Annotated in this window: 19 protein-coding genes and 1 tRNA gene; 14 read left to right on the plus strand and 6 right to left on the minus strand. The window is 48.8% G+C overall.

The genetic code is table 11. From position 1 onward, the window contains the following. Nucleotides 1–94 precede the first annotated feature (94 nt). The 3 genes from AB4Y93_RS14480 to AB4Y93_RS14490 all read left to right on the plus strand — a co-directional run bounded on the left by AB4Y93_RS14480 (nucleotide 95) and on the right by AB4Y93_RS14490 (nucleotide 2,207). Entirely contained in the window at nucleotides 95–553 is a 459-nt protein-coding gene (locus AB4Y93_RS14480; RefSeq protein WP_441893319.1) for a cupin domain-containing protein, read from the plus strand. Further along, nucleotides 553–1,746 (plus strand): MFS transporter, encoded by a 1,194-nt coding sequence (locus AB4Y93_RS14485; protein WP_441893067.1) that lies wholly within the window; start codon nucleotides 553–555, stop codon nucleotides 1,744–1,746. Before AB4Y93_RS14480 ends, AB4Y93_RS14485 begins: the two co-directional genes overlap by 1 nt. 317 nt (nucleotides 1,747–2,063) lie before the next feature. After that, the gene (locus tag AB4Y93_RS14490; RefSeq protein ID WP_441893069.1) at nucleotides 2,064–2,207 is read left to right on the plus strand and encodes a hypothetical protein; all 144 of its coding nucleotides are present in this window, start codon (nucleotides 2,064–2,066) and stop codon (nucleotides 2,205–2,207) included. 667 nt (nucleotides 2,208–2,874) lie between these two features. On the opposite strand, the gene AB4Y93_RS14495 is transcribed toward AB4Y93_RS14490, so the two are convergent. Next, nucleotides 2,875–4,677: a 5'-nucleotidase C-terminal domain-containing protein gene (locus AB4Y93_RS14495; RefSeq protein WP_441893071.1), complete on the minus strand. Its 1,803-nt coding sequence runs from the start codon at nucleotides 4,675–4,677 to the stop codon at nucleotides 2,875–2,877. A gap of 341 nt (nucleotides 4,678–5,018) precedes the next feature. On the opposite strand from AB4Y93_RS14495, the gene AB4Y93_RS14500 reads away from it, so the two are divergent. From AB4Y93_RS14500 to AB4Y93_RS14510, 3 genes are all read left to right on the plus strand, one after another. After that, on the plus strand, nucleotides 5,019–5,981 hold the full coding sequence (locus AB4Y93_RS14500; RefSeq protein WP_441893073.1) for a sugar-binding transcriptional regulator: 963 nt from the start codon (nucleotides 5,019–5,021) through the stop codon (nucleotides 5,979–5,981). A gap of 38 nt (nucleotides 5,982–6,019) precedes the next feature. After that, nucleotides 6,020–6,709, plus strand: coding sequence for a deoxyribose-phosphate aldolase (gene deoC / locus AB4Y93_RS14505; RefSeq protein WP_441893075.1), 690 nt, complete (start codon nucleotides 6,020–6,022; stop codon nucleotides 6,707–6,709). 207 nt (nucleotides 6,710–6,916) lie between these two features. Continuing rightward, on the plus strand, nucleotides 6,917–8,317 hold the full coding sequence (locus AB4Y93_RS14510; protein WP_441893077.1) for a SulP family inorganic anion transporter: 1,401 nt from the start codon (nucleotides 6,917–6,919) through the stop codon (nucleotides 8,315–8,317). A gap of 475 nt (nucleotides 8,318–8,792) precedes the next feature. Here AB4Y93_RS14510 and AB4Y93_RS14515 read toward each other — a convergent pair whose 3' ends face one another. Together AB4Y93_RS14515 and AB4Y93_RS14520 are read right to left on the minus strand one after the other, a co-directional pair. Continuing rightward, on the minus strand, nucleotides 8,793–9,662 hold the full coding sequence (locus AB4Y93_RS14515) for an aldose epimerase family protein (protein WP_441893079.1): 870 nt from the start codon (nucleotides 9,660–9,662) through the stop codon (nucleotides 8,793–8,795). 84 nt (nucleotides 9,663–9,746) lie between these two features. Beyond that, complete coding sequence (locus AB4Y93_RS14520) at nucleotides 9,747–10,916, minus strand: peptidylprolyl isomerase (RefSeq protein WP_441893081.1); 1,170 nt, start codon at nucleotides 10,914–10,916, stop codon at nucleotides 9,747–9,749. Between the two features lie 201 nt (nucleotides 10,917–11,117). Here AB4Y93_RS14520 and AB4Y93_RS14525 point away from each other — a divergent pair, with 201 nt between their 5' ends. The 6 genes from AB4Y93_RS14525 (at nucleotide 11,118) to AB4Y93_RS14550 (ending at nucleotide 23,089) form a co-directional block, all read left to right on the plus strand. Then, nucleotides 11,118–13,169: a bifunctional diguanylate cyclase/phosphodiesterase gene (locus tag AB4Y93_RS14525; protein ID WP_441893083.1), complete on the plus strand. Its 2,052-nt coding sequence runs from the start codon at nucleotides 11,118–11,120 to the stop codon at nucleotides 13,167–13,169. Between the two features lie 24 nt (nucleotides 13,170–13,193). Then, complete coding sequence (locus AB4Y93_RS14530) at nucleotides 13,194–14,615, plus strand: HD-GYP domain-containing protein (protein ID WP_441893085.1); 1,422 nt, start codon at nucleotides 13,194–13,196, stop codon at nucleotides 14,613–14,615. 141 nt (nucleotides 14,616–14,756) lie between these two features. Next, nucleotides 14,757–15,746, plus strand: coding sequence for an L-glyceraldehyde 3-phosphate reductase (gene mgrA / locus AB4Y93_RS14535; RefSeq protein WP_441893087.1), 990 nt, complete (start codon nucleotides 14,757–14,759; stop codon nucleotides 15,744–15,746). A gap of 1,227 nt (nucleotides 15,747–16,973) precedes the next feature. Further along, nucleotides 16,974–20,807 (plus strand): response regulator, encoded by a 3,834-nt coding sequence (locus AB4Y93_RS14540; RefSeq protein WP_441893089.1) that lies wholly within the window; start codon nucleotides 16,974–16,976, stop codon nucleotides 20,805–20,807. A gap of 104 nt (nucleotides 20,808–20,911) precedes the next feature. Continuing rightward, nucleotides 20,912–21,637, plus strand: coding sequence for a response regulator transcription factor (locus AB4Y93_RS14545; RefSeq protein WP_441893091.1), 726 nt, complete (start codon nucleotides 20,912–20,914; stop codon nucleotides 21,635–21,637). Nucleotides 21,638–21,802: 165 nt separating this feature from the next. After that, on the plus strand, nucleotides 21,803–23,089 hold the full coding sequence (locus tag AB4Y93_RS14550; protein ID WP_441893093.1) for a putative bifunctional diguanylate cyclase/phosphodiesterase: 1,287 nt from the start codon (nucleotides 21,803–21,805) through the stop codon (nucleotides 23,087–23,089). Between the two features lie 84 nt (nucleotides 23,090–23,173). Here AB4Y93_RS14550 and AB4Y93_RS14555 read toward each other — a convergent pair whose 3' ends face one another. Together AB4Y93_RS14555 and AB4Y93_RS14560 are read right to left on the minus strand one after the other, a co-directional pair. After that, nucleotides 23,174–23,392, minus strand: a complete 219-nt coding sequence (locus AB4Y93_RS14555) for a hypothetical protein (RefSeq protein WP_167278445.1) — start codon at nucleotides 23,390–23,392, stop codon at nucleotides 23,174–23,176. Between the two features lie 108 nt (nucleotides 23,393–23,500). After that, the gene (locus AB4Y93_RS14560; RefSeq protein ID WP_441893095.1) at nucleotides 23,501–23,701 is read right to left on the minus strand and encodes a hypothetical protein; all 201 of its coding nucleotides are present in this window, start codon (nucleotides 23,699–23,701) and stop codon (nucleotides 23,501–23,503) included. Between the two features lie 281 nt (nucleotides 23,702–23,982). Between AB4Y93_RS14560 and AB4Y93_RS14565 the strand changes: the two genes are divergently transcribed. After that, nucleotides 23,983–24,792, plus strand: a complete 810-nt coding sequence (locus AB4Y93_RS14565) for a serine/threonine protein kinase (protein WP_441893097.1) — start codon at nucleotides 23,983–23,985, stop codon at nucleotides 24,790–24,792. Between the two features lie 110 nt (nucleotides 24,793–24,902). After that, nucleotides 24,903–24,976 (plus strand) — tRNA-Thr (locus AB4Y93_RS14570). A gap of 175 nt (nucleotides 24,977–25,151) precedes the next feature. Here the strand turns inward: AB4Y93_RS14570 and AB4Y93_RS14575 are convergent. Beyond that, nucleotides 25,152–25,538: a hypothetical protein gene (locus AB4Y93_RS14575; RefSeq protein WP_441893099.1), complete on the minus strand. Its 387-nt coding sequence runs from the start codon at nucleotides 25,536–25,538 to the stop codon at nucleotides 25,152–25,154. Nucleotides 25,539–25,613: the final 75 nt, after the last annotated feature.

Genomic DNA, 25,613 nt, shown 5'->3' on the forward strand with positions numbered 1-25,613 from the left:
CATTCATTGACGGAAAGGGTATTGCATAGTACATTTGACTCAATATGTCGAGAAATGTAATAGAGAGGAGAGGACTGTATTGTCAGCAACAACTATTGTGAAAGAACTGTCTCCGCTTGTAGCGGCACTAGATTTGAAACCTCATGTGGAGGGCGGCTGGTACAAGGAGATTTGGAAAGCGAATTTTGAAATTCCCCAGGCTGTGCTTGGTGAACCGTATTCCGGTCCACGTTTTGCGGCATCTTCGATTTATTTCCTGCTTCATCCGGGAGAAGCTTCGGATTGGCATACGGTTTATTCCGATGAGCTGTGGCTGTGGCATTCGGGCAGCCCGCTGCTTCTGACTCTTGGCGGCACGGACGAAGAGCCAGAGACACGCAAAGAGATTATTGTTGGTGGAGATGTGGCGAATGGTCAGCATCCGCAGGCTCTTGTTCCAGCGACTGAATGGCAGAAGGCTCGCCCGCTTGGCGATGAGCCGGTTCTTGTATCGTGCATCGTAGCACCGGGCTTCCATTACGATGACTTCAAATTGATTGAACGTAAATTTTAATGCTGCAGAAGGATAAGCTTTGGACGAAAAATTTCGTGCTGCTGACGTTCTCTAATCTATTCTTATTCTTAGCTATTGAGATGCTGCTGCCTACGCTTCCGCTCTTCGCAGATGAGCAAGGGGGGAGCGGGTCGCAGATCGGTCTGCTGCTTGGTGTGTTTACCTTCTCGGCTGTCGTATCGAGGCTCCTGATAGGGATTGGACTACGACGGTTCGGTAAGCGGAAAATGCTTCTGATCGGCGTCGTCATCTGCCTCCTCGGCATGGCTGGCTATTACGCGGCAGCATCATTGTCTGCCTTGATGGTGCTTCGCGTTGTGCATGGTTTTGGCTTTGGTATTGCAACGGCCTTGTACGGCACGTTAGTATCCGACGCGATTCCTGCTACACGCCGGGGCGAAGGGATGGGCTACTTTGCAATGGGCAATGCCGTCTCCTTCTCGGTTGGACCAATGATGGGGTTATGGCTTCTGGAGCAATATGATTATCTCGGCTTATTCGGAGCCGGAGTGATCTTCTTGTTCATTACCTTGGTCCTCACTCTGCTCGTTCGGCAGCCTCGCGCTCAAGTGGCAGAGGCGGCTATTTCTGAAGCAGCTGCTGGAATAGAGAGCAAGGCTTCTCCACTGTCGGAGGTGCTGGAAGTTAAGGCGCTTGTGCCATCTATTCTAGGGTCGCTTGTTGGCTTTGCATTCGGCGGAATGCTTAGCTTTGTGACTCTGTTTAGTAAGGATATCGGTATTGAGCATACCGGATACTTCTTCCTTGTGGTTGCGATCAGCGAAGTTCTGATCCGGTTCGTGAGTGGTCCATTGTTCGACCGTAAGGGTCCTTTCTGGGTATTGTTCCCCACGGCTGTCTTATGTATGATCGCCAGCGTCCTGTTGTACTTCACGGACTCGATGGGGATGCTGCTCTTGTCCGGCGTGTTCTATGGAGCAGGCTTTGGCGCCTTGTTCCCCGCACTTCAGGCTTGGGTTATTAACCTGGTGAAGCCGGAGCGCCGCGGTGTGGCAACGGCTACGTATTATAATTTCTTCGACATCGGAATCGGACTAGGCTCGATTCTGCTCGGAGTTGTCGTCACCATGACGAGCTATACAACGATGTTCCTGTTGTCAGGCATCTTGTACGTGGTGTTTTTGATCGTATACTTCGCTTACTTGCGCAGGAGCGCAAAAGCGGAAGGATAAGGGGAGACGGTGCCTGTGAGGGTACCGTCTTTTGTTTATTTAGGCGGCACCGGGGGCACCACCCAAGCGCTTCGTTGGATTTCATCCAACGTAATAGTTAGCTGGACGTTCACATGCTCGCCTACGTTGGATTTCGTACAGTAGAATGAGCTCCCATAGCCCAGTAACAATGCTTTAGACCTGATTCTGTTGGATGAAATCCAACATTGGGGCGGAGTAGTACCTCAATGGCCGATTATCGTGGATGAAATCCAACCTGCGAACACGAGGATATGTGCCCGGATTGGGGAGCAAGGTGGGTTGGAGCAATCTACTGGATGAAATCCAACCTGCGAAGCGGTAAGCGTGACGTGGTATCTCATGCACCGTATGCACCGCTTGTTGCGTTGGATTTCATCCAACGTAATAGTGAGCTGGACGTTCACATACTCGCCTACGTTGGATTTCGTACAGTAGAATGAGCTCACATTGCCCAGTAACCATGATTGAGGTCTGATTCTGTTGGATGAAATCCAACAGAGGAGCGTTGCAGTAACTCAAAGGCAGATTACATTGGATGAAATCCAACCTGAGAGCGCGAGGGTGGTATGTCAGGCTTTAGGAGCAAGGTGGGTTAAAGCAATCTACTGGATGAATCCAACCTGCGGAGCGGGAAGTGTGATGTGGTATCTCATTCTCCATATGCATCGGTTATTACGTTGGATTTCATCCAACGTACAACGATGTTAGACATCACATGCTCGCCTACGTTGGATTTTGTACAGTAGAATGAGCTCCCATAACCCAGTAACCATTGTCAGGCTTGGAAAGCAAGGTGGGTTAAAGCAATCATGATTGAGGCCTGATTCTGTTGGATGAAATCCAACATTGGGGCGGAGAAGTAACTCAAAGACCGATTATACTGGATGAAATCCAACCTGCGAGCGCGAGGATAAATGTCTACTGGAGCAAATCCAACCTGCAGAGCGATGGTGTGCAAGTATAGGCGCAAGGAGCCAGCAGCGAACTAGTATACGGGATGAAATCCAACCTGCGAAGCGGTGGGCACCGAGTGGGAGTGGAGATAGGTGGGGCTCCTTTAGTGGACAGTAGAAAGGGCTGTTCCCATTTTTGGGAACAGCCCTTTTATTACGCTGCTGGCAGCTTGATTTTTTGCCCTGGATAGATGAGGTTCGCGTTCTTGATATGGTTCAGGTCGCGAAGCTTCTGCCAGGTTGTATTGTACTTCTTGGCGATTGCCCATAAAGTGTCGCCACTCTTCACAATATAGACAGCAGGTTTAGCCGGCTCTGGCTTCACTGGAGGCTTAGGCTCCGGTTTGGGTTCTGGCTTCGGTTCTGGTTTTGGCTCTGGCTTCGGTTCAGGCTGAGCAACAACAGGAGTTGCCTCTGCTGTAATACGGCCTTCAACCTTCGGATTAGCAGTGCCCAGCTTGGCGATATAGTTGATCAGCGCTTCATCCAGCGAACCGTACATACCGGCTTGCGGGTATTTGCTGAACATCGTGTACTCATCGCCGCCTGCAGCCATAAAGTCGTTTGTCGCGAGCAAATAGTCTGCCTTCTCGTTGAGTGGTTTGCCGCCAACGGTAACGGAATGTACACGCTCGCCTTTTGGCTTGGCCACATCAATCTTGAACGTAATGCCGGATACTTGAGGGAAGCCGCCTTTCGAATTCGGATAATCCGATACGCCGTTCTCCAGTGCAGCTTTAATGTCGGCACCTTTCACTTTGAGCGTGATGATTTGGTTGCCAAATGGCAGCACTGTAATGATCTCGCCCTTCGTTATCGTTCCTTCATCAATGGAAGCACGAATGCCGCCGCCGTTCGTGATTGCTGCATCAGCACCGGAAGCATCGCGGAAGGCATCGGCAACGAGATTGCCGAGGTTCGTCTCACTGGTACGGACCTGATCACGTTCACCGTCAAGCTTCACGCTGGTGGTACCTACTTCTTCAGCGAGGAGCACTTCCTGGCTCTTCTGAATCGATGCGACGAAGTCCGCGATTTCGGCGTTTGGCGCGATAGCCGCTGCCGTGTCTTTATTTTCGAGCTTCGCCTCTTTCTTGATGACCTTGCCGCCATCCACCCACAGATCAACTACGCCGAGGTACTTCGTGTACTCACCAGCACTTGCGATCAAGGTGTTATGGTCAGCGGTCAGACCATGCTCGAGCACCGTGTGGCTGTGACCGTCGATAAAGACGTCGATGCCGTCAACGGCTTTGACGATCTTCATGCTCGTATCCACACTCGAAGCATCCTGGCCGATATGGCCGAGAGCGACGATAACATCTGTCTTGTCTTCGAGCTCATCCACAATGGCTTGGGCTTCTTTTGTAGGATCGGCAAAGGTCAGGCCTTCTACATTTTTCGGATGCGTCTTATAGGCAGTCTCCGGAGTCGTCAGGCCAAAGATCCCAACCTTCACGCCGTCTACTTCTTTAATGATATAAGGCTTGAATAAGTCCGATCCGTCTTTGGTGACCTTCACGTTAGCGCTGATGACTGGGAATTTCATCTGAGTTTCCAGCTCCAACAGCCGTTCATAGCCGTAGTTGAAATCATGGTTGCCTGGAGCCATTACATCGTAACCCATCTTGTTCATCACCTGAACGACGCTTTCCCCGTTCACCAGCGTGGCGAAGGTGGTGCCATGTACAGCATCCCCGGCATCAAGAAGCAGTGTGTTTGGGTTAGCAGTACGGTAGCTGTCGATAATGCCCGCAAGCTTGGCATAGCCCATTTCTCCTGAAGTTCCCTCCACGGCGCGAGCGTGCGTGTCGTTCGTATGCAGAAGCGTGATGTGCTTGGCGGAAGCGGGCAATGCCGGCTCTTCTGCAGCGGCCGCACTAACTGAAGCACTAAGAAGAGAGGCAGCAAGCAGGGCTGCTGTCGCCCACTTCGTTTTTTTAAGCTTGGTAAGCATCGAATCCCTCCACTATCTATTTTTCGTTTTTCGAGTGTACGTATTCGGTGCTTTACTATAGATTTCCTTTCAATTTTGTGTAAATTATCTGAAAATTTAGCAAATTAGTCCTGAAGTCCTTTTTGATCGTCTTATTCCGCGACTTTTCGACATCGCATTTTTGTGCGATTGCACAAACGTTATCGGGTCTTGTTGAACAGATGTCCAAACTTGGCGTTATATCTCATGTCATATTGCCCTTAGTTATCGTGAACACGTATAATATTCCTGAAATAATGTCACATTAACATGAACATATTCTCATACTAAACAACAGCGCGACTCTGGAGAGGGGAATACGGATGGAGGAGCTCAGCGATAAGCGGTTAAAAATAATTGAAGCAGCCCGTATGTATTACGAGCTCGATTATAATCAACAGGAAATTGCGAAGAAATTGGGCGTTTCGCGTCCAACGGTATCGCGTTTCCTGCAGCAAGCGAAGGAAGACGGCATCGTGCAAATTCGCATTATGGACCCGTCCTCCGATAACCAGGAACGAGCTCGATTATTGAAGGAGCGGTTTGGCCTGAAGGAAGCGATTATTGCTTCTGTTCCGAAGTACGAGGACGCGATGGTCAAGAAGGTCATCGGCGAAGCCGCCGCAAACTTCCTGCACGAAACCGTACAAGATGGCGATACGATCGCGGTCACTTGGGGAACAACCTTGTATGAAGTGGCCATTCGTCTGCCGAATAAGCACGCGAAGAAGATTAAGGTTGTACAACTGAACGGCGGTGTGAGCCATTCCGAGACGAATACGTATGCGTATGAGATTGCGCAGCTATTCGCGAAGGCTTACCAGACGTCACCGTATTTGATTCCATTGCCAGCCATTGTTGACCATGCGGTTGTGAAGCATGCGATCGAAGCGGACAGGCATATTCGCAAAATCCTCGATATGGGCAAGAAGGCCAATATCGCGGTTGTCACGGTAGGAGCGCCGACGGAAGATTCGGTTCTGATCCGGGCGAATTATTTTTCTGACGAGGATTTGGGCATTATTTTATCACGGGGTGTTGGTGATATTTGCTCCCGAATTATCGATATTAATGGACAATTATGCAGCGATGAGCTGGATCTCCGTACAATCGGCATAGACTTGAATGAGCTGAAAAAGAAAGAATGGTCCGTTCTTGTAGCCGGAGGCCCAAGCAAGGTCGAAGCGATATATGGCGCATTAAGTGGTCAGTATACGAATACGTTAATTACGGACCAGATTACGGCGCAGCATTTGCTTGATTTTAAAGCAGAGCAAAGTAGATAAATAGCTAAGCGATTTATTTTAGGAGGACTGGATTGGATATGAGCAGCCATAACCATTTATCGGCGGGAGAGATTGCCGCTTATATTGACCATACTGTATTAAAGGCGGAAGCCACTAGAGAAGAGATTATCAAACTGTGTACGGAAGCGAAGCAGTACCATTTTGCAACCGTATGTGTGAATCCGGGGTATGTCGCTCTTGCGGCGAAGGAGCTTGCAGGCTCTGGCGTTGGGATTACGACAGTAGCAGGCTTCCCGCTTGGCGCAACGACAACGTTCACGAAAGCAGCGGAAGCGAAGGACGCGATTGCAAACGGAGCGACCGAAGTAGATATGGTCATCAACGTTGGGCTGATCAAGTCGGGTGACTTTGAAGGCGTAAAGCGTGATGTTGAAGGCGTTGTTGAGGCGTGCAAAGGGAAAGCAGTTATGAAGGTCATTCTGGAGACAGGCCTGCTGACGGACGAGGAGAAGATTCGCGCTTGCGAGATTTGTAAAGAAGCGGGAGCAGACTTCGTGAAGACTTCGACGGGCTTTGGCAAAGGCGGCGCAACAGCAGAAGATATCGCTTTGATGCGTCGTACGGTTGGTCCGGATATGGGTGTAAAAGCATCCGGCGGCGTTCGCGATCTGGAGACAGCGCTCAAAATGATCGAAGCAGGAGCGACTCGTATTGGTGCGAGCGCAAGTGTCGCGATTGTAACTGGCGGGACTGGCGAAGGGTACTAATAAGTTTGATTAGGAGGGGCAGCCGCTTGCGGCTGTCCCTTCATTTGGGATTGACCCTTTGCGGAGAGGCAGGGTACACTTAAGAAAGTTAGTTGAACGACCGGCTCGGTGCAGCTGGTTTTTTTATTGCAATGATTTAGGGTGAAGATGAGGTACCGGATCGGGAGCGCCTGATCGGACGTTATTATAGATTATTTGAGGTGAAACATGAGCATTAAAACTTCTTGGCGGGAGCAGTGGGCGAGTAACGTAAGTGTGAATGTATTGGCCGGCATTACAGCAACGCTGGCGCTTGTACCGGACTCGCTTGCTTTCTCATTTATGGCTGGGGTTCCGCCGGTCGTAGGCATTTATGCTTCGATTTGTATTTTGCTGGTCATTACGTTCTTAGGCGGCAGACCGGGGATGATCTCGGCAGCAGCGGGCTCGATGGCCGTACTCATGCTGACGCTGGTGAAGGAGCAAGGGATTGAGTATTTGTTCGCGGCAACAGTGCTGACTGGTGTGATTCAGTATTTCATGGGCGTCTTTAAGCTTGGTAAGCTGATGCGATTTGTACCTTCGGGTGTGCTGACCGGCTTCATTAATGCGCTCGCGATTATGATTTTCTTATCTCAGCTGCGGTATTTCAAAGGCGAGTCTTGGGTGATGTACGTGCTTGTAGCCGTCACTCTTGGCATCATCTATCTGGTACCGCGGTTCTTCAAGGCCATTCCATCACCGCTTATTGCTGTAGTTGTGCTGACGCTGGCGGTTTGGGCATTTGGTATGGGGGATGTAACTCGGATCGGCGATATCGCCGAGATTGATGCATCGCTGCCATCCTTCTTGCTGCCGGATATTCCATTTAGCTGGGATACGCTATGGATTATTCTCCCTTACTCCTTGTCGCTTGCCGTTGTTGGTTATACCGAGACGATGCTGACACATAACCTGCTCGACGAGATGACCGGAGAGAAGACGGATAAGAACCGCGAGATGAGAGGGCAGGGGATCGCTAATATCGTAGCTGGATTTTTCGGCGGGATGGCAGGTTGTGCGCTTGTTGCGGAGTCGGTTCTTAATGTGAAAATGGGCGGGAAAAATCGTTTGTCCACCCTAGTCGCTGCACTGTTCCTGCTTCTGCTTGTTGTGCTGCTCGGCGACTTGCTGTCGCTGGTGCCGATGGCTGCGCTGGTCGGGATCATGCTGATGGTATGTATCGCGATCTTCGATTGGAACTCCGTATTCCGTATGAACCGTTTGCCGGTTGGTGAGACGGGAGTGATGGTCGTGACGGTTGGTGCCGTACTGTTGACGCATGACCTCGCGATTGGTGTACTGGCAGGTGTATTTGTGAGCATTATCTGGTTCGCGGTAAAAGCCTCCAAAGTGCATGTACACAGCGAGTGGGAAGGCTCAACAAGAACGTACCGTGTGCAAGGACAGCTGTTCTTCGCATCCGCCTCCGAGCTGGAGGAGCGGATCGAGCATGACTGTGCCGCCGAACAGGTCCACATCGACCTGACGGGCACGAAAGTATGGGATCATACCGCTAGTCTCGCTGTCCGCAAGACAGTCGACCGGTTGCAAAAGAACGGTAAACAAGTTACCGTTGCTGGCGTGTAAACGAATATGCAGCAGTATGAAGAAAAGGCCTCCCTCGGAGGCCTTTTCTCGTTGGGGGCCGCCGAGGACGGAGCTTTTGCCTAGTCCAAAGCACCTTAACGATGCGCGACATCGTTAAGGTGGCAGAAAAGTAACAAAAATAGGCCCTTAACGATGAGCCACATCGTTAAGCCGCCGCCGAACGCCCGCATCAGGCTGATATGTAGCAAAATGCTCGTCCTTAACGCTGTGCGACATCGTTAAGACAACAGAAAAGTAACAAAAGTGGTTGCTTAACGATGCGCCACATCGTTAAGTAGCTGTTGGACGCCTGCATCTGGCCGAAATGAAGCAAAATGAGCTGTCTTAACGCTGTGCGACATCGTTAAGACGGCAGAAAAGTAACATTAGTGTGTGCTTAAAGATGCGCCACATCGTCAAGCCGCTGAGCGTCCGCGCATCAAAAAAGGCCATCCCATAGGATGGCCCCAACAAATTAACGTTCGCAGCTGATGGTCAGATTCGCGTTAAGTGTGCCGCCGGCTTCGAGCATATAGAGCTCTTCTTGGCGGTTCAACTCACCGGTCATTGCCATCCAAGGCTCGACGCAGACAAAAGGCTTGTCCTGCACGGACCAGAGGACGACATATTTGAAAACATCATCATACGTCATACGAACACGAGCGCCTTCAATAACCGGGAACGTGATCTCACGTTTCACGGGATCAAGCAGCGTCACCGACTCCACCATACCGTCCAAATCAAGCACGCCGGTGAATGGTTTTTCGACCATATCGTTATAATCCAGGTAACGAGTAGCATCCGTCTCATAAGCCAGACGCTTCGAATCCGTTAAGAAATAAGGATGGAAGCCCGCGTAGAACGGCATTGCAGCAACATCAGTCAGATTGCGGTATTGCTGGCGGATATGAAGCTCACCGTTCACCAGGGCATAAGTGAAGCTTAATTCAAAATCAAACGGATAGCTGTCTTTCGTCACTTCACTGCTTTTCAGTACAATCGTGATGGATGCTTCTCCATCTGTATTTGTTCCAGCTACTTCCCATACGGAAGTACGTGCTACGCCGTGGTTAGCCATGTCATACGACTTGCCGTCCCAAATATAAGTGCGATTGTCGAGCTGCCCGCAGATCGGGAACAGGATCGGATTACCGCCTCGGATATTAGCGGTCGGATGCTCGAACGTTGCTTTATCCAGGTAAAAGACTTCAAGTCCGTTAAGCTGACAGCCGATAACAATACCGCCACGCTCCGGGCATACCTGAATGCGGGAAGAAGTGCCCTCTTCGATTAGCTCATAAATCTTATAGGTATCTGTATAGCTGTTGATTTGAAACTGGCTCATAAGGCCCTCCTAAGTAGTTAATTTCTGATTCCATCATACCATAAAATAAAGAAAAGGCTGTCCCGTGAAGGACAGCCTTTCGTCTTACTTCGTTGCGTCAGCCGCAGGGCTAGCATCAGCGTTTGTTCCTGCATCCGTGCTTGCTGCTGGGGAAGCAGATGCATCTGCTGCTGCAGCTGGATCCAGCTTGTTCGTGATTTTTGCTTTTGCTTTCAGGTCAGCCAGCCAAGTCGAGGACAGCTCGCTTACTTTTTGTGTAACCAGTTGGTATTTGATGTCTTCTTTTTTGTCTTCAAGCGTAGGAGTTACAGCTGCTTTCTCATCGGTTTTCTTGATGATGTGGTAACCGTAGCTTGTTTGTACAACGCCGCTCAGCTCGCCAACTTTAAGGGCAAATGCCGCATCATCGAATGCAGCTTCCATTGTGCCTTTAGCGAAGAAGTTGAGGTCGCCGCCGTTGTCTTTCGTACCTGTATCTGTCGATTTCTCTTTAGCCAGCGTTGCGAAATCAGCGCCGCCTTTCAGCTCTTTCAGAATAGCTTCAGCTTCTTCCTTCGTAGCTACGAGGATATGCGAAGCACGGATTTGTGCAGGAGTCGCCATGGACTCTTTATTTTGATCGTAGTACGTTTTGATATCGGCATCTGTTACCTTAACTTGCGGCTCAAGAATTTTACGGATTGTTACTTGAGTACCTGCATCTTCACGCAAGCTTTCTTCAGTCATACCGTATTGTTGCAGTGTTTGCTGGAATTCATCTTCCGAACCAAACGATTTCTTCAGGTTCTCAATTTCTTTGTCGATATCTGCTTCAGTAACCGTTACTTTTGCATCTTTTGCTGCTTGGTCGATCAGCTCTTGTGTGATCATGTTATCCAGCGTAGATGTGCCGCCTTGCTTCACCAAGGAATCATACAGCTTGTCCTTCGAAATTTTAACACCGTTAACGGTAGCAACAGCTTCTGTGCCGCCTCCGAAAGGTGGTTTAATCAATACGATAATAAGCACGATGGCCAAAATCGCCGAAACCGCGATCCAAGCTTTGCCGCCGCTGCGGCCGCCTGCTGCCGAGGCAGGAGTTTGGGAAGTAGGAGCTTGCTGCTGTTCCTTCTCTTCCGCTTCAACCTCATTGTCCTCTGCTGCTTCTACGATTTCTTCATTGTTGTCATTCTCATACGCGTACTGTACTTCGTTCTCAGCAGCCGTGTCCCGTTCTTCTTCTTCTCTTTTGTGCTGCGAGTCTTTGTTTTCCATTTCAATAAAACTCCCTTCGACAAAAACGCACTATTTTTACAATCTTCACCTACTATAACAAAACAATTCGGGAAAAACCTTAATTCAAAATAAAAATATGTTGCATTCAGCCGCTTTTCGTATAATGGTATATGTATACAGTATTAGACTTTAGTCACGGAAGGCGCGACTAAAGAACTAGTGACGAGAGGTGGGGGACGTTTGGTCACATTACACGGAGAATATAACGGCTGGGTTATACTTCTCTCTTTCATCATCGCTTTATTCGTTTCGTACTCTGCCTTGAATCTAGTGTATAAAATATCCCACTCCAAGGGGAAGGTGCAGCTGGGCTGGACGCTCGCCGGAGCCTTTGTAATGGGCAGCGGCGTATGGACCATGCATTTCATAGGAATGATGGCCTTTCATATCGGAATCCCGATTACATACGACGTTCCAATTACGCTTTTATCAATCATGGCAAGCATAGGTGCTTCCTATGTCGCCTTTTATTTAACGCTGGCAAAAGAAATTAACCGCCTTAAACTCCTCTTCGGAGGCTTTGTGATGGGCGCCGGAATCGTCGCTATGCATTATACAGGTATGGCTTCGATGCATTCCCCAACAATGTCTATACAATATAACCCACATATGTGGATATTATCCGCAGTGATTGCTGTGATTACTTCTTGTGCAGCTCTTTACTTCTTTATTAATTTCAGGGATGGCAGCAGGGCAGCATGGTCCAAATGGGCGGCTGCTGCACTAATGGGCCTTGCCGTATGCGGTATGCATTACACGGGCATGGGGGCAGCATCGTTCTGGTGTGGTGAAATAGCAGCAAATGCTATAACGGGCGACATCCCCATTAATCAGTTTCTTCTAATAAGTGTAACCTTGGTTACCTTGCTTATTATGCTCGTTACCTGGATCGCGATTTACCTGGATCGTACGGTGCTGGAGCGGATGGCCTACAGTGATCCGCTGACTGGCCTCGCAAACCGCCATGCGATGAACCGCTATTTTAACAGCAGGCTGGATAGTGCCCGTTCTTACGGCTTATTGTTCCTCGATCTGGATCAGTTCAAGATTATTAATGATACGCTTGGTCATGATGTTGGCGATTTGCTTGTTGAAGCCGTTGCGAAGAGGCTGCGGTCTCATGAGAATGAAGGGGCACAAACCTTCCGTCTTGGCGGGGATGAATTCCTGCTCATGACCAAAGGAATGGATCAGTCTGAAGTGGAACAGCTTGCAACAAATATTCTGGAAGATATACGAAAGCCTTATCTGCTTGAGGACAATGAGCTCTACATAACCGGAAGTATCGGGATCAGTATGTTTCCAGAGCATGGCAAGGATCGCTCATCGCTCTTGATTGCCGCGGATACGGCGATGTATCAGGCCAAACACCGGGGCAAAAATCAATACTGCCTTTATAATAAGCAAATGGAGCGGGAGCTTTTGCGTCGTATGGAATTGGAGAAGGATCTGAGAATGGCGCTGGCGAAGGATCAATTCGTGGTCCATTATCAGCCGAAATGGGACGCGTCATCCAACCGTCCGATCGGGGTGGAAGCTCTGCTGCGCTGGAATCATCCTGGCTTTGGCCGTGTGTCGCCTGATGAGTTTATCCCGATCGCTGAGGAGACTGGAATGATCTTGCCGATCACCCGCTGGGTACTTGGACAAGCCTGCCGGGACTGCTTTGAATGGAACGAAGGCAGAGAGGTACCGTTAAGCGTGTCGGTTAATATGTCTGTTAGTGTTTTTGACAGCAAAAATCTCGAGGATATGGTCGTTTCGGCACTGCTCCATTCCAGTCTTGATGCGAAGCTGCTGGAGCTCGAAATAACAGAGACCATCGTGATGCATAACGTGGAGGATGTTGTTGAACAATTGAAGCCGCTTCGTGAGAGAGGTGTACTTATCTCTATGGATGACTTTGGTGCAGGTTATTCCGCGTTAGGCTCGCTTGATCTTATCCCGTTCCAAACGTTAAAAATTGACAAGTTATACATGCAGCAAAGTGAGTCGCCCTCCAAACGTGCTATTGTTCACACCATTATTATGCTGGCTAAACAGCTTAATCTGGACGTAATAGCCGAAGGGGTAGAGAATGAGCAGCAAATTGCTTTCCTGCAATCAGCTGGGTGCAGTATGATGCAGGGGTTTTACTTCAGCAAGCCGATGGCGCGTGCTGATTTGGATCTTTGGTTACAGCAGTCGATGTTCGTTAGTCATCCTCAAACGTCGCAGAGCATGCTCGTATAACGTAGGCCAAGGAGGGCGTAGGATTTGCAAAATCAGACGAAAACCTATATATATCTCATTCTATCGATGGCGGTCCCACTTATCGTTTTTTGTATGCTTAATGCCCATTCGTCATGGGATTATCAGTTTAATTCGCCAAGCTTTCATTTTTATGTCGTCAGCATAGTATCCGGTGCGGCATTTGCTCTTGCAGTAGCTATCGGGATTGCGGCTATACGGCTTCGTAATCTGAAAATCAGCTTTTTATCGTTATCTTTTGTATCGTTAGCGGCTTTATTTATCGTTCATGGGTTGTCCACTCCGATGGATGGTATGCATATGTATCATTCTTCATCTGTCCCGAGTAATGCAGCTCAGTTGAGCATTTTGCTGGCTGTATTGTGGCTCTGGATGTCTTCCATGTCGTCGGATCGCCGAATAATTAGCTGGCTCTCTGCGCATCAGCGCTGGCTGCTGCCGATCTGGACCTTGTCACTTGGCGCTATCTGTACTGTTCTATGGCTTTTCTCCGACCAGCTGCCATGGCTTCAGTTAAAAGAGGAGCCGGTGGCTAGATGGTCGGTCTCCTTACTTATTGCTGGATTAAATCTATGGACGATGTACCGTTATTTGGAGACCTATATGTCTACGCGGTTTCCGCTTCAGCTTGCGATCGTATACAGCTCCGGCTGGATGATTGCAGCACAGATTATCAACGTCACAGGTAAGCTGTGGATGATGAGTTGGTGGATCTATCACTTATTGCTGCTTGCCTCTATTGTCGCGATGATCGTCGGGATTTACCGGCAGTACCAAAGTGCGGGCTCCTATACGAAATCACTTAAGCAGCTGTTCCAGAACGATCCGAAGGAATGGATTCATGGCTATATGTCACCTGCGGTACACGAGCTGATTCGCGCGACGGAAACCCGAGATGCTTATACGGCTGGACATAATTACCGCGTGGCGTTATATGCCATTCAGCTTGGGGAAGAGCTTGGGCTGAGCAGGGACCAGCTGCGTGCTATTGCGCAGGGAGGCATTGTCCATGATATCGGAAAGATCAGCATTCCTGATCATATTCTGAACAAGCCGGGCAAACTGACTCCGGAAGAGCGTCAGGTCATCGAGAAACATCCGGTTACAGGGTTTGACCTTTGCCGCCGGCTGGGCTTTATGCAGGAGGAGCTGACCGTTATCCGGTCTCATCATGAACGTTGGGATGGAAGCGGTTACCCTGATGCGCTGAGTGGAGAAAACATTCCGCTGCTGGCCAGAGTAACAGCTGTAGCGGATGTCTACGACGCATTGACTTCGTCCCGTTCCTACCGCGCTGCCTTGTCGCATGAGGAAGCGATGGGGATTATCTGCAAGGAGCGGGGGAAACATTTTGACCCGTTGTGTGTGGATGCACTGGTGCGAATTGCCGGTGAGAAGGGCTGGGCCTTTAAGGCTTCGGTTAGTTGAGTGGGAGTAAGGGATGCATAGGCCGCATAGCCCGGGTTTATTTCCATGGATGACGGGTGTATGATAGAGGGGTTATTACATAGAAATAGAAAAAGAAATAGAAATAGAAATTCTCTTCATAGAAAGGAAGGAATTACACAAATGACATACTTAGCAGACAAATCTCGTTATGAAGGTATGAAATATTTCCGCGTAGGCAAGAGCGGCCTTCGGCTGCCAGCTGTATCGCTAGGCTTATGGCACAACTTTGGCGGGAATGACCGTCTGGAGAATGGACGTGCAATGATTCACCGCGCCTTTGACCTTGGCATAACTCATTTCGATTTGGCGAACAACTATGGTCCACCTGCTGGCTCCGCAGAGGAGACTTTCGGCAAAGTGCTGAAGCAGGATATGGCTGCGTACCGCGATGAAATGATTATTTCGACCAAAGCGGGTTACTACATGTGGGAAGGCCCTTACGGTGACTGGGGTTCCCGCAAATATCTGGTCTCAAGCCTTGACCAAAGCTTGAAACGGATGGACCTTGAATATGTAGATATTTTCTACCATCATCGTCCAGATCCAGAGACACCGCTTGAAGAAACAATGTCCGCCCTTGACCATATCGTTCGTTCGGGCAAAGCTCTTTATGTTGGTCTGTCCAACTATAGTGCAGAGCAGACAGCTCAAGCTTCTGCAATCTTGAAAGAGCTTGGTACACCATGTCTGATTCACCAGCCATCGTACTCGATGTTTAACCGCTGGATCGAGAATGGCCTGCAAGATGTACTGGATCAAGAGGGTATCGGCTCTATCGTCTTCTCTCCGCTGGCTGGCGGTTTGCTGACGAACCGTTACTTGGACGGTATTCCTGCAGATTCCCGTGCAGGCGGACCTAGCGTCTTCCTGAACACAAATGCCATTACAGATGAGAAGCTGGGCAAAATCCGCGCATTGAACGAAATCGCTCAAGGTCGCGGCCAATCACTCGCTCAAATGGCTCTCGCATGGGTGCTTCGCGGCGGCCGTGTAACCACAGCCCTGATCGGTGCAAGCCGCGTCGAGCAAATCGACGACAACGTTGCCGCTCTCAGCCGCCTCGATTTCTCCGATGACGAGCTGAAGGCTATCGAGACCATCTTGGCGTAGATCGATGAGGCGGCTTTGAGGGATGTATCTACTTCCAGTTGCTGTTGTGTACACTTTGCCTGAACAATGTTCCAAGGTAGCAAAGTGTACACAAAGGCAAACGCTTAAAGCTTTCTGGAAGAAAGCTACTTCGAAAGCATAAGCCGCTCTTACAGGAGATACATCTCCTCTTACCTCTCATCGATATTTTTATAAAACAGTAGTTAGGCTGCCATTTACTTGGCAGCCTTTTTTAGTGCCTGAGCTATGTTGTACTTTGTACAACATAGCTCTTAAAGATGATGCTCGCTCAAAGCTAGATTGCATTTCATACAGTATTATTGCCCCTTAACCGTTCAGCCGGCTCTAATCGTAATACACTGTATGCAATACAACATAAGCCCCCAAATACGCTCAAACCCCTCAATTATACTGTACACACTACAACATGCTCGGCGGGACCGGTGCTGGACCATTCGACTGATGTGGAACCCATAACTAACAATTCATTATTCGTGTGCTCTGCTACGCTCCCAACTACCATCAATGAGGCGACCTCATTAATTAGAAAAGTAAACCACACTAATACTTCTCTACAACTAGCTAGTTTCAATATTAGTGAGCAAGACCTCACTCTATTCACGTCGACCCTCACTAAGAGTGAGTCTAGACTCACTCTTAGTAGAGAAGGGTAGTAAATCAGCTGCTTTAATGGCGAAATGCCTCACTAATTAGTGAGGCAGGTTCATAGTTGGTGTGTTAGTTAGGTAAATGGATGTGATGGTGAGTTCATTGCAACGTGGCAGGTGAGAGAGAACGTGCTGGAGCTAATAGTCTGTACCGTCGTTGAGTAAATAGTGGTTGGGTCTTGGCTGGCTTGGTTTTGCTTGTTTTGGTTTTACGTAGAATCACTACAAGGCAGGCTCATAGCCTGCAAGGTTCAAGTATTTTGGAGGTTTTGGCTGTAAGCCGCCAAGGAACGGAGGCGGCTTATTTATGTTCCCCATAGAATCGAGGACGATTGGAGGGGAATGTATCTCCTGGAGGAGCGCAGCGCCTGCCTTTGTGATCGTGAAATCTCGCTGAAGCGAGTTCAATCAAAATTTCATGATCACAACAGCAGCCGGAAGGAGATACATTCCCGCAATGAGCCACCTGATTCTCAAAACTGCGCACCTCCAAATCGTCTATCGATTCTCCCCCCTCCTGACGATATAATACATGTAGATTTACTGGGAGGGATCACTCGTGAACAACTTATCACTGCGGACCAAGGGCCTGCTGATCATCGTCTTAATCACTTTCATTCCCCTCGGCATCGCGGGAGTGATTAATTACATATCTATTAAGAAAGAAATGATCCACACCGCCTCCGAGAGAACGGCCAGCCGTCTGAGTGTTAGTGCCAATTACTTGGCATCCTGGCTGCAGATCAGGCGTGCTGAGGTTGTTGTGATGAGCCGGACGGATGTGGTTCGCTTCGGCAGTGATTCAGATAAGCTGAAATATTTTAGGCAGGAGCTGTTCCGCTCCGATTATACCTATCATGCGATAGGGTACATAGACAAGAATGGACGAGGCATTCGTACAAATGGCGAACCGGTTGATATGAGCGGACAAGCCTTTTTCCAAGGGGCGCTCAAAGGCAGTTCAACGATAACGGACTTGTTCATGCCGTCCTTTGATGAATTGAAACAATCCCTGATTGTTATTCCGGTGTATGATCAAGCGAACAAGGTTAGCGGCGTGGTGTATGCCTCGATGCCAATGTCTACGATGTCGCCTTATTTTCTTGTTGATAAAGATCCGTCATCTGAATTCTGGCTGTATAACGAGCGGGGAGTCGTTCTGTTCCACTCTTATTCCACAACTGCAGGCGTTAAGCTAAGCGCAGGACTTCTTGACGGACAGACTGGTCTCAAGCTGGATAAGCTGCTTCAGCCGTCCGGCAAAATGGAGGTCATGCGAGGGAAAGGGAAACATGTCCTGTTTTATATGGATGTGGATAGTGCTGCTCCATGGCATGCCGCGCTGGAGATTCCGAAGGAAAATTTGAATAAAGGCTTGTCGAAAGTATTATGGTGGACGTTCGCAACGATTGTGTTATCTGAGATCGTTATCGTCATTCTTTTCACGTTATATTTCAGCATAATCATTAACCGGTTAAGACAGATTCTTATCGTCACGAAGAAAGCGGCCGACGGCCAGTTTGAGGCAGAGCATCTGTCACAGGAGCCGGGTGACGAGGTTGGCAAGCTGGCTGAATCGGTCAACGGAATGATGGAGCATCTGAAGGATATGTTCGGCCGGCTTGAAGCGATTATTACGCAGAACGAATACTCCTTTATATTGCTCGATGAAAATTATCGTGTTACTTACTTGAATCAGGCCGCTGAGAAGCTGATCGGCTACAAGACAGAGGAATTGATGGGTCATGCGACACCTCTTCTGTTCATGGATCCGGATGAAATTCGCCGTGAGGCGGAGCTGTTGTCTGAGAAGCTAGGTGTTCATGTAGAGCCGGGGCTGGAAGTGTTCAAGATGCTCCGTCAAGTGAAGTTCTCTTATGAGCGGCAATGGACCTTTGTACATAAGGATGGAACCAAAATTCCGGTTCGCCACTTCTCTAACGGATTGACGGATCAGCAGGGTCGTCTGACCGGGATCCTCGGCATGGCTTACAATATTTCTGAAGAGGTTAGAGTGGAGAAGTCACGCAACCTTCTGCTCGACATCATCGGCTCGGCCAAGGATTTGATTGCTTCGATCGATCATAACGGAAGTGTGATCTACATTAATAAAGCCGGTAAACGGATGCTTGGACTGCCGCTGAACTACAAGCCCAAAGATTACAAGAGTTACGTAGAGCCTTCTATGTATGTCTATTTAATAAAAGGCTCCCGAGTTGCCGTGAAGTCCGGCTACTGGGAAGGGGAAGCCGAGCTTCTGACGCAGGCAGGGGAGAAGATCAATGTATCCCTGGTTATCGTTGCTCATGCACATGAGAATACCGGTGAATTCTACTTCTCTTGTATTGCCCGTGATATTTCCGAGCAGAAGCACATTCAAGAAGAGCTGATTCGTGCAACGAAGGAAGCAGAACAGGCGAATGCGGCAAAAAGCAGCTTCCTCGCCATGGTCAGCCACGAGATTCGTACACCGCTTAACGGCATTATTGGCCTGTCGCAGCTTATGCGCCGGACAGGACTGTCGCCTTCGCAGAAGGATTATATGGATAAGCTTGGCATCTCATCCGAATCCCTTCTTCGCATTATTAACGATCTGCTTGATTTCTCGAAGATTGAAGCGGGCAAAGTTGAGGTTGAACGGATTGCCTTCCATCCACAGGAGCTGCTTAGCCGTCTGACGGATCAGCTCTGCATTTTTATGGGCGGCAAAGAGCAGTTTGAATTTATTTTTGAAGTGCCGGAAAAATTACCGTCGTCTCTCCTTGGCGACCAGATGCGGTTAGAGCAAATCCTGCTTAACTTGTGTATGAACGCCATTAAGTTCACCGAGCGTGGATATGTGAAGCTAATCCTGAAGATGGCAGAGCAGGGGCCAGATGGACTGAAGCTTCAATTCACAGTCGAGGATACGGGAATCGGCATGACCAAGAAGCAGATCGACAAACTGTTTCTCCCGTTCACACAAGCAGATGGATCAACGACCCGTAAATATGGAGGTACCGGATTAGGTCTAGTCATCGCAAACGCCTTGGTGAAAATGATGGGCGGCAGGCTGCAGGTAGATAGCGAGCCAGGGATTGGCAGCCGGTTCAGCTTTGCTCTAACTTTCCCTGTCTTGCCTGCATCTGTGGAAGAAGAGCTGTTGATCAGCAAGGAGCTGGAGGAGCAGCCAATCTGGATCGTAGAGGACAGCGACGAGATGCGGCTCCATTGGAGTGAGCTTACGGAGTCCTTTGGTTTAACACCAGTGCCTTTCTCCTCATGGGGAAGTGCAAGGGAGAAGCTGCGCCGGATGGGTGCTGGGACCATGCCGAAGCTGATTATGCTGGACATGGAGATGCCCGATATGTACGGTGCCGAGACATGGCTGGAGTTCCACAAGCAAGCTTCGGCGGCAGGGGTGAAGACGATTGCGCTCACGACCTCGTTCGGCAGGGACGAGCTTATGCAAATGCCGGACTCCGGCCGGCCTTATGCCATTTTAACGAAGCCAGTGACCCGCCATGCGTTATTCCACGCCTTAAGCGGCACACTCGATCAGAGGCAGGCTAAGTCTAATGATTGGGAAAGCGGGGCGCTTGAGACAGCGGCAGCCGCAGACTCGAATGACAAAGTGCGAATTCTGCTTGCAGAGGATAATCATATTAATCAGTTGGTTGCGATTGAGCTGCTGAAGGAGCGGGGCTTCGAGGTAGGGCTTGCCGAGAACGGCCGGGAAGTGCTGGAGAAGCTGGAGCAAGAGAACTGGCAGCTGCTGCTAATGGATATTCATATGCCGGAGATGGATGGCATGGAGGCTACGAAGCTTATTCGAGCCGATTCCAGATACGAGCAGCTGCCGATTATTGCGGTAACGGCCAATTCCCTTCGCGCGGATCATGAGCATTATTTGCAGCTTGGTATGAATGGCGTGGTAACTAAACCTCTTGATTCCGAACAGCTGTATCTGGCTATTACGAATCTGTTAACTAAAAAGAAGTTCCCGTTACTGCAGGAAACATCATGGCGTACGGATGGTCATTCGCTGCCGAATCTGCCAGGCATTCAGATCGAGACGGCACTTGCTAGAGTAAGTGGCAAAATATCCATTCTGCGGCATATGCTCGACCATTTCGAGAAAGATTATGCGGATTTCGCAGATAAGCTTATTCATGAACTGGATAACGGCCAGTATATGAACGCTAAACGGATGGTTCATACGCTCATGGGAGCAGCAAGCCATTTGTCAGCTAATGATGTAGTGCAGGCAGCGGCATTGTTAAATGAGATTTTGAAGCGTGAGGATGCTCAAGAGGATTGGAGGACCGCTGCAGGGCAGCTTAAGCAGGAACTGGAGCAAGTAATAGCTGGACTTCGGAATAAAGCGGTTTCACAGTTCGACAATATCTCCTAACATTTTGCTAACATTTTATTGTTAACCATTCTATTCGTATTGTATAGTAGAGATAGATTTATATTTTTTGACAGGAATCTTCTTTCCCTAAGGGGGTGGCGCCGGTGAATAAAGTTTTAGTAATTGAAGATGACGTCATGATGAGGGATATGCTGTCGATGTACTTGTCAGAAGAAGGATATTCGGTTAGGCAAGCGGGGACTGCTGAAGGTGGTTTGCGGATCGTTCAGGAGTTTGTTCCTGATATCGTTCTGCTTGACTTGATGCTTCCTGATTTGGATGGTATGGAAGTCTGCGCCTCTATTCGTGAGCGATCGCATGTGCCTATTATGATTTTATCAATGAAGAGCGAAGTATCTGAACGCGTTCAAGCTTTGAAAGCGGGAGCAGATGACTATATGTGCAAGCCATTCAGCATGCACGAGATGACGGCAAGAGTAGAAGCTTTGATCAGGCGTTCCCATTTTAGTAACACTGAGATTGCGAGCGCTGAAGAAGTGGTTGAAGCCGACTTTGCACCGATACAACTCGATGCTGAGCGCAGGATGCTCCTTGTAAGAGGCAAGCTGATCGAGACGACCTTTTCTGAATTTGAGATGATGAAGCTCTTCTTATCCCACCCAGGCAAGGTATTTAGCAGAGAAGAATTAATAAATACGATCCGAGGGTTTGATTCTTTTGTGACGGATAGAGCGATTGACGTTCATATCGTAAACCTTCGTAAAAAAATAGAGCAAAATCCAAGAGAGCCCCGTTTAATTCGTACGGTATGGGGCTTTGGCTACAAGTATACAGCCGATAACCTGGATTCTGTTCAGGAGCATGACTAATGTAAGCGACTGGAAGATCACCTCCGCTGCAAGGTGATCTTTTTTGTGTCTACCCGGCGACCGCACAAATACCTAACATACTTCTAAAGAACAATCCGCTATTTTTCTAATACTTATATGGGACTATAGGATTAACAGTTATGACAAAAGGATGGTGTAGCAATCGTGCATTTGGCCAGTTTACCTGAACGGCAGGAGGCTTATGCTCAGCTGGAGGTGGCTTTGAGTCGCGCGCGGGCAACAGGTCAGCGGCTCGTAGTGGCGTTGATTCAGATCGATCGTTTCTATGGTGTGAATGAGGCTAAGGGCTTAGAAGCAGGCAACCAGGTACTTGAGAGTATCGGCGGGCGGTTAATGCAGGCGGGATCGGATGTAGCATTCGTCTCCTTAATCAGCGGCGATACTTTTCTTATGGCTAGAGAGTTCGGCTATTCGCAGGCGGAATGTGCAGGTGCGGTTGAAGCGATGAAATATGCAGTGCAGTACCCGATTGAGTATGAAGGTACCGAGCTCAACCTCACGGCCAGTATTGGAACATGCCTGTTCCCGCAAAATGGTCGCACCAGTGAAAGGCTGCTTGGTCATGCCGAGACAGCACTCTTCAAGTCGCGGGAGCAGGGCGGCAATCGTATTACCTTTTACAGCGAAGAAGAGACCAAGCAGATGAACCGCTGGCTGGAGATTGGCGCAGCCCTTCGTCCGGCCCTCTACTTACGCCAGTTCCATTTGAGCTTCCAACCAATCTTCCGCACAGACAGCGGACGTCTCCGCGGCTTTGAGGCACTGATCAGATGGAATCATCCAGAATTGGGTACGATCTGGCCGGGAGAATTTATTCCAATTGCTGAGCAGTGCGGACTTATTGTACCGATTGGAGAATGGGTGCTGCAGGAGGCGTGCCGGATGCTTGCCGGGATGCAGGAGTACCGCCAAAAGGAATTAGTTATTTCAGTTAATATATCGCATGTTCAGCTTATGGATGGAGCATTCTGCAAGATGGTGTCTCATGTCCTCAGTGAAGCTGGCATCGAGCCGTCATCGCTTGAGCTTGAAGTGAAGGAAGATGTCATTCTACATTTCACGGACAAAATATTATCCGTTCTTAGTGCGCTGCGAGCATTAGGCGTACGAATTACGTTAGATAATTTTGGCGAGGGTTACGCTTCTCTAGTTAACTTGAAGCAGCTGCCGATCAACAGCGTGAAGATCAGTAAATCTTTCATTAAGCAGATTGATGTTCCTAGTGTAGAGCGTCATATCGTGGAGGCAATGATTGGGCTCCTGCATAAGCTGGAGATCGACGTGATTGCAGGCGGCGTTGAATACGAAGAGCAGTACGAGCTGCTGCGCGAGTGGGAATGTGACTTTGTACAAGGCTTCCTGCTTGGCTCGCCAATGCAGCCGGATCTGCTCGACATGTCAATCATTCGCAAATCACCGCAAACGGCATGAACCTTTAAGCGGATTAAATCTAAAAGCCCTGAATATCTCGCCTTAGGCGAATATTCAGGGCTTTCGTATTTGCAGGGTCAGGGTTTAGCTTACTTCCAGATACAGCTTGGTTCCGTCATTATATTGGAAAATCGCAACATCGCGGACAACCTCTACCTTCGAAATACGTTTCCATTTCTTACGGAAATCGAAGTTCAATTCCATCTCATACAATTTATGATGAAGTTGTTCAACGGAAGCTGCCTGTTCGTTAACGTAATAAACGGGAACCGAACGGTCTTTGAATGTAATGATTTTCATCATACCATTCACACCTCCACTCGTCTTTTTTTCCAGTTTACTAGAAACGTTTTAGCCGCTTATAAAATGGTCATAAGGTTATTGTTTAGTTTACTAACAGTTTCTTAACAATTAGCTGCTGCTGTAGCTGCCGTATTTTTTCTTGTAATGGCCGTGACCATGTCCTTGCTGAGGTGGGTAATAATTGCCTTTTTTGTAGTCACTGCTGCTGCGGCCGTAGTGTCCTTGTCCATAGTTTCCTTGCTGACCATGTTTATTATAATGTTTGCCGGTAACGGAACCGAGGAGTCGTTGTAACAAGTGTCTAATCATGTTAATGACCTCCTAAAATGAATTATCATACTAATGGCCGTATTCAGGCCATATGAGATGATTCGTACTTCGTAAGCGTGTACCTTTAATTAAGTCTATTTCACTGATTTGAAACACCTCAGACTTATAAATTAATACGCATTTGTAAAAAGCAGGTTTCGTTCATCTTCGTTCATCTTCGTTTATTCCGCGTTTGGAATGAGGAACCAAAGCGGATCTGCTCCCGTATGTGAAGGCAGGGAGGGATTCCTATCTGGTGGAAGCAATGGATAAATAATTGGATGGACTACCCTCTAAGACAGGGGATGGTCTGGGGCGGGAAATACCGGATCGAGGAATTTCTGGGGATGGGCAGTTACGGTCAGGCCTATCGCTCGACGGATTTGCGGAGGGGCGAAGCCGTTCTTCTGAAGCGGGCAAAACCAAGCAAGCGCGATACCGGCCGGAGATTGCTGGAGCGGGAAGGCGATATACTTCAAAAGCTTGAACATCCGCAGATGCCGAAGCAGTTGGACAGGGTTGTTCACCGCCGGGAAGAGGCGCTTGTTATGACCTATGTAGAAGGCGTCACGGCAGAACAAGCTATTCTGCTTGAAGGAAGAACGTTCACGCAGCAGGAAGCCTTGCGCATCATAGAGGCTTTGTTATCTCCCTTGCAGTATCTGCATGAAGCGGGTTATGTGCATCGGGATGTGCGAATCCCGAATGTTATGATGAGTGCAAAGGGAATTTATCTGATTGACCTAGGCTTGGCCTGCAGGATTGGTGAAGAGAACCCTGCCGGGCGAGACGCTGCCGGACCGCCAAGCGGCTTCGCGGACAGCTGGGGAGCCGTGAAGTTTCGCATGCGCCAGCCGGATCGGACCAGCGATTTATATGGGCTTGGGCATCTCTTCCTGTTCCTGATGTATGCCGGATATACGCCGCAGGAGGGCGAGAAGGAACGGAGTTGGGAGGAGGAACTTACGCTTAAGTCGGAAATCAGGAGCTTCGTGAGAGGATTGCTTGACAGCAGGTGGCAGACGGTAACCGAATGCGGGCGGGTATTGGAGCAGATTCTGGATCATTATTCCTCGGGAAATAACGAATAAAGCGGCAAAATGTCGAATTCGGCTAAGGAATCGCGATAGAGCTCCGCTCCTGAATATGGAAGGAATCCAGTTGACATTTACTCCGGAAGTTCGTATCCTAAAATTGTCTAGCTGATGTAGCTCAGGGGTAGAGCAACGCACTCGTAATGCGTAGGCCGGGGGTTCAATTCCTTCATCAGCACCATTTTACGAAAAAGTCCGTTAAATCAACGTTTTGTCGACGTTGAGTGTTACGGATGATCATACGTAGGGCTACGCATTCCGCGCAAGTATACGGATGTGCGTAGCCCCATAATACGGGGCCTTTCGCGAAATTTGCGGAAGGTTTTTAAGTTGTCAAATCAATGTATCTCTTACATTCAGATAATTCTGCGATACCAATCTAAAAGTGCATTTTGAACTGCGGTTTTAATCTCTTTTTCGATGAAACTTCCTGAGTATATACGGGTCGAATACGAATCAAACACAGCATCGATGTTGATGCGATCTAAACTGGTTGCCGACACCCATAGGCCAAATATCCTTGAGTTTGCATATGAGATATAAATAGCTCGAGATCTATTCGATTGCATTTCTAAAGTACGATCAGTATCAACAAATGCTTTAATAACTGGCATCATTTCAGACTTCACACGCTTTATCACATCGTTTACATCGTCTTGATCCCAGTTGCTTTTGTTTTTTTTCCCATTCTTCAATTTTTTCAATTGGTCTCGGAAGTCTACGAACTCATCTTCTTTACTCATTTAGTGTTACTCTCCTTTCCAAAATGTAATGCCTTGGCAGGGCTGTGCATCTCATGGTAAAAGGGTACGGATTAT

The sequence above is a fragment of the Paenibacillus sp. YAF4_2 genome (genome assembly GCF_052113225.1).
Lineage (GTDB): Bacteria > Bacillota > Bacilli > Paenibacillales > Paenibacillaceae > Pristimantibacillus.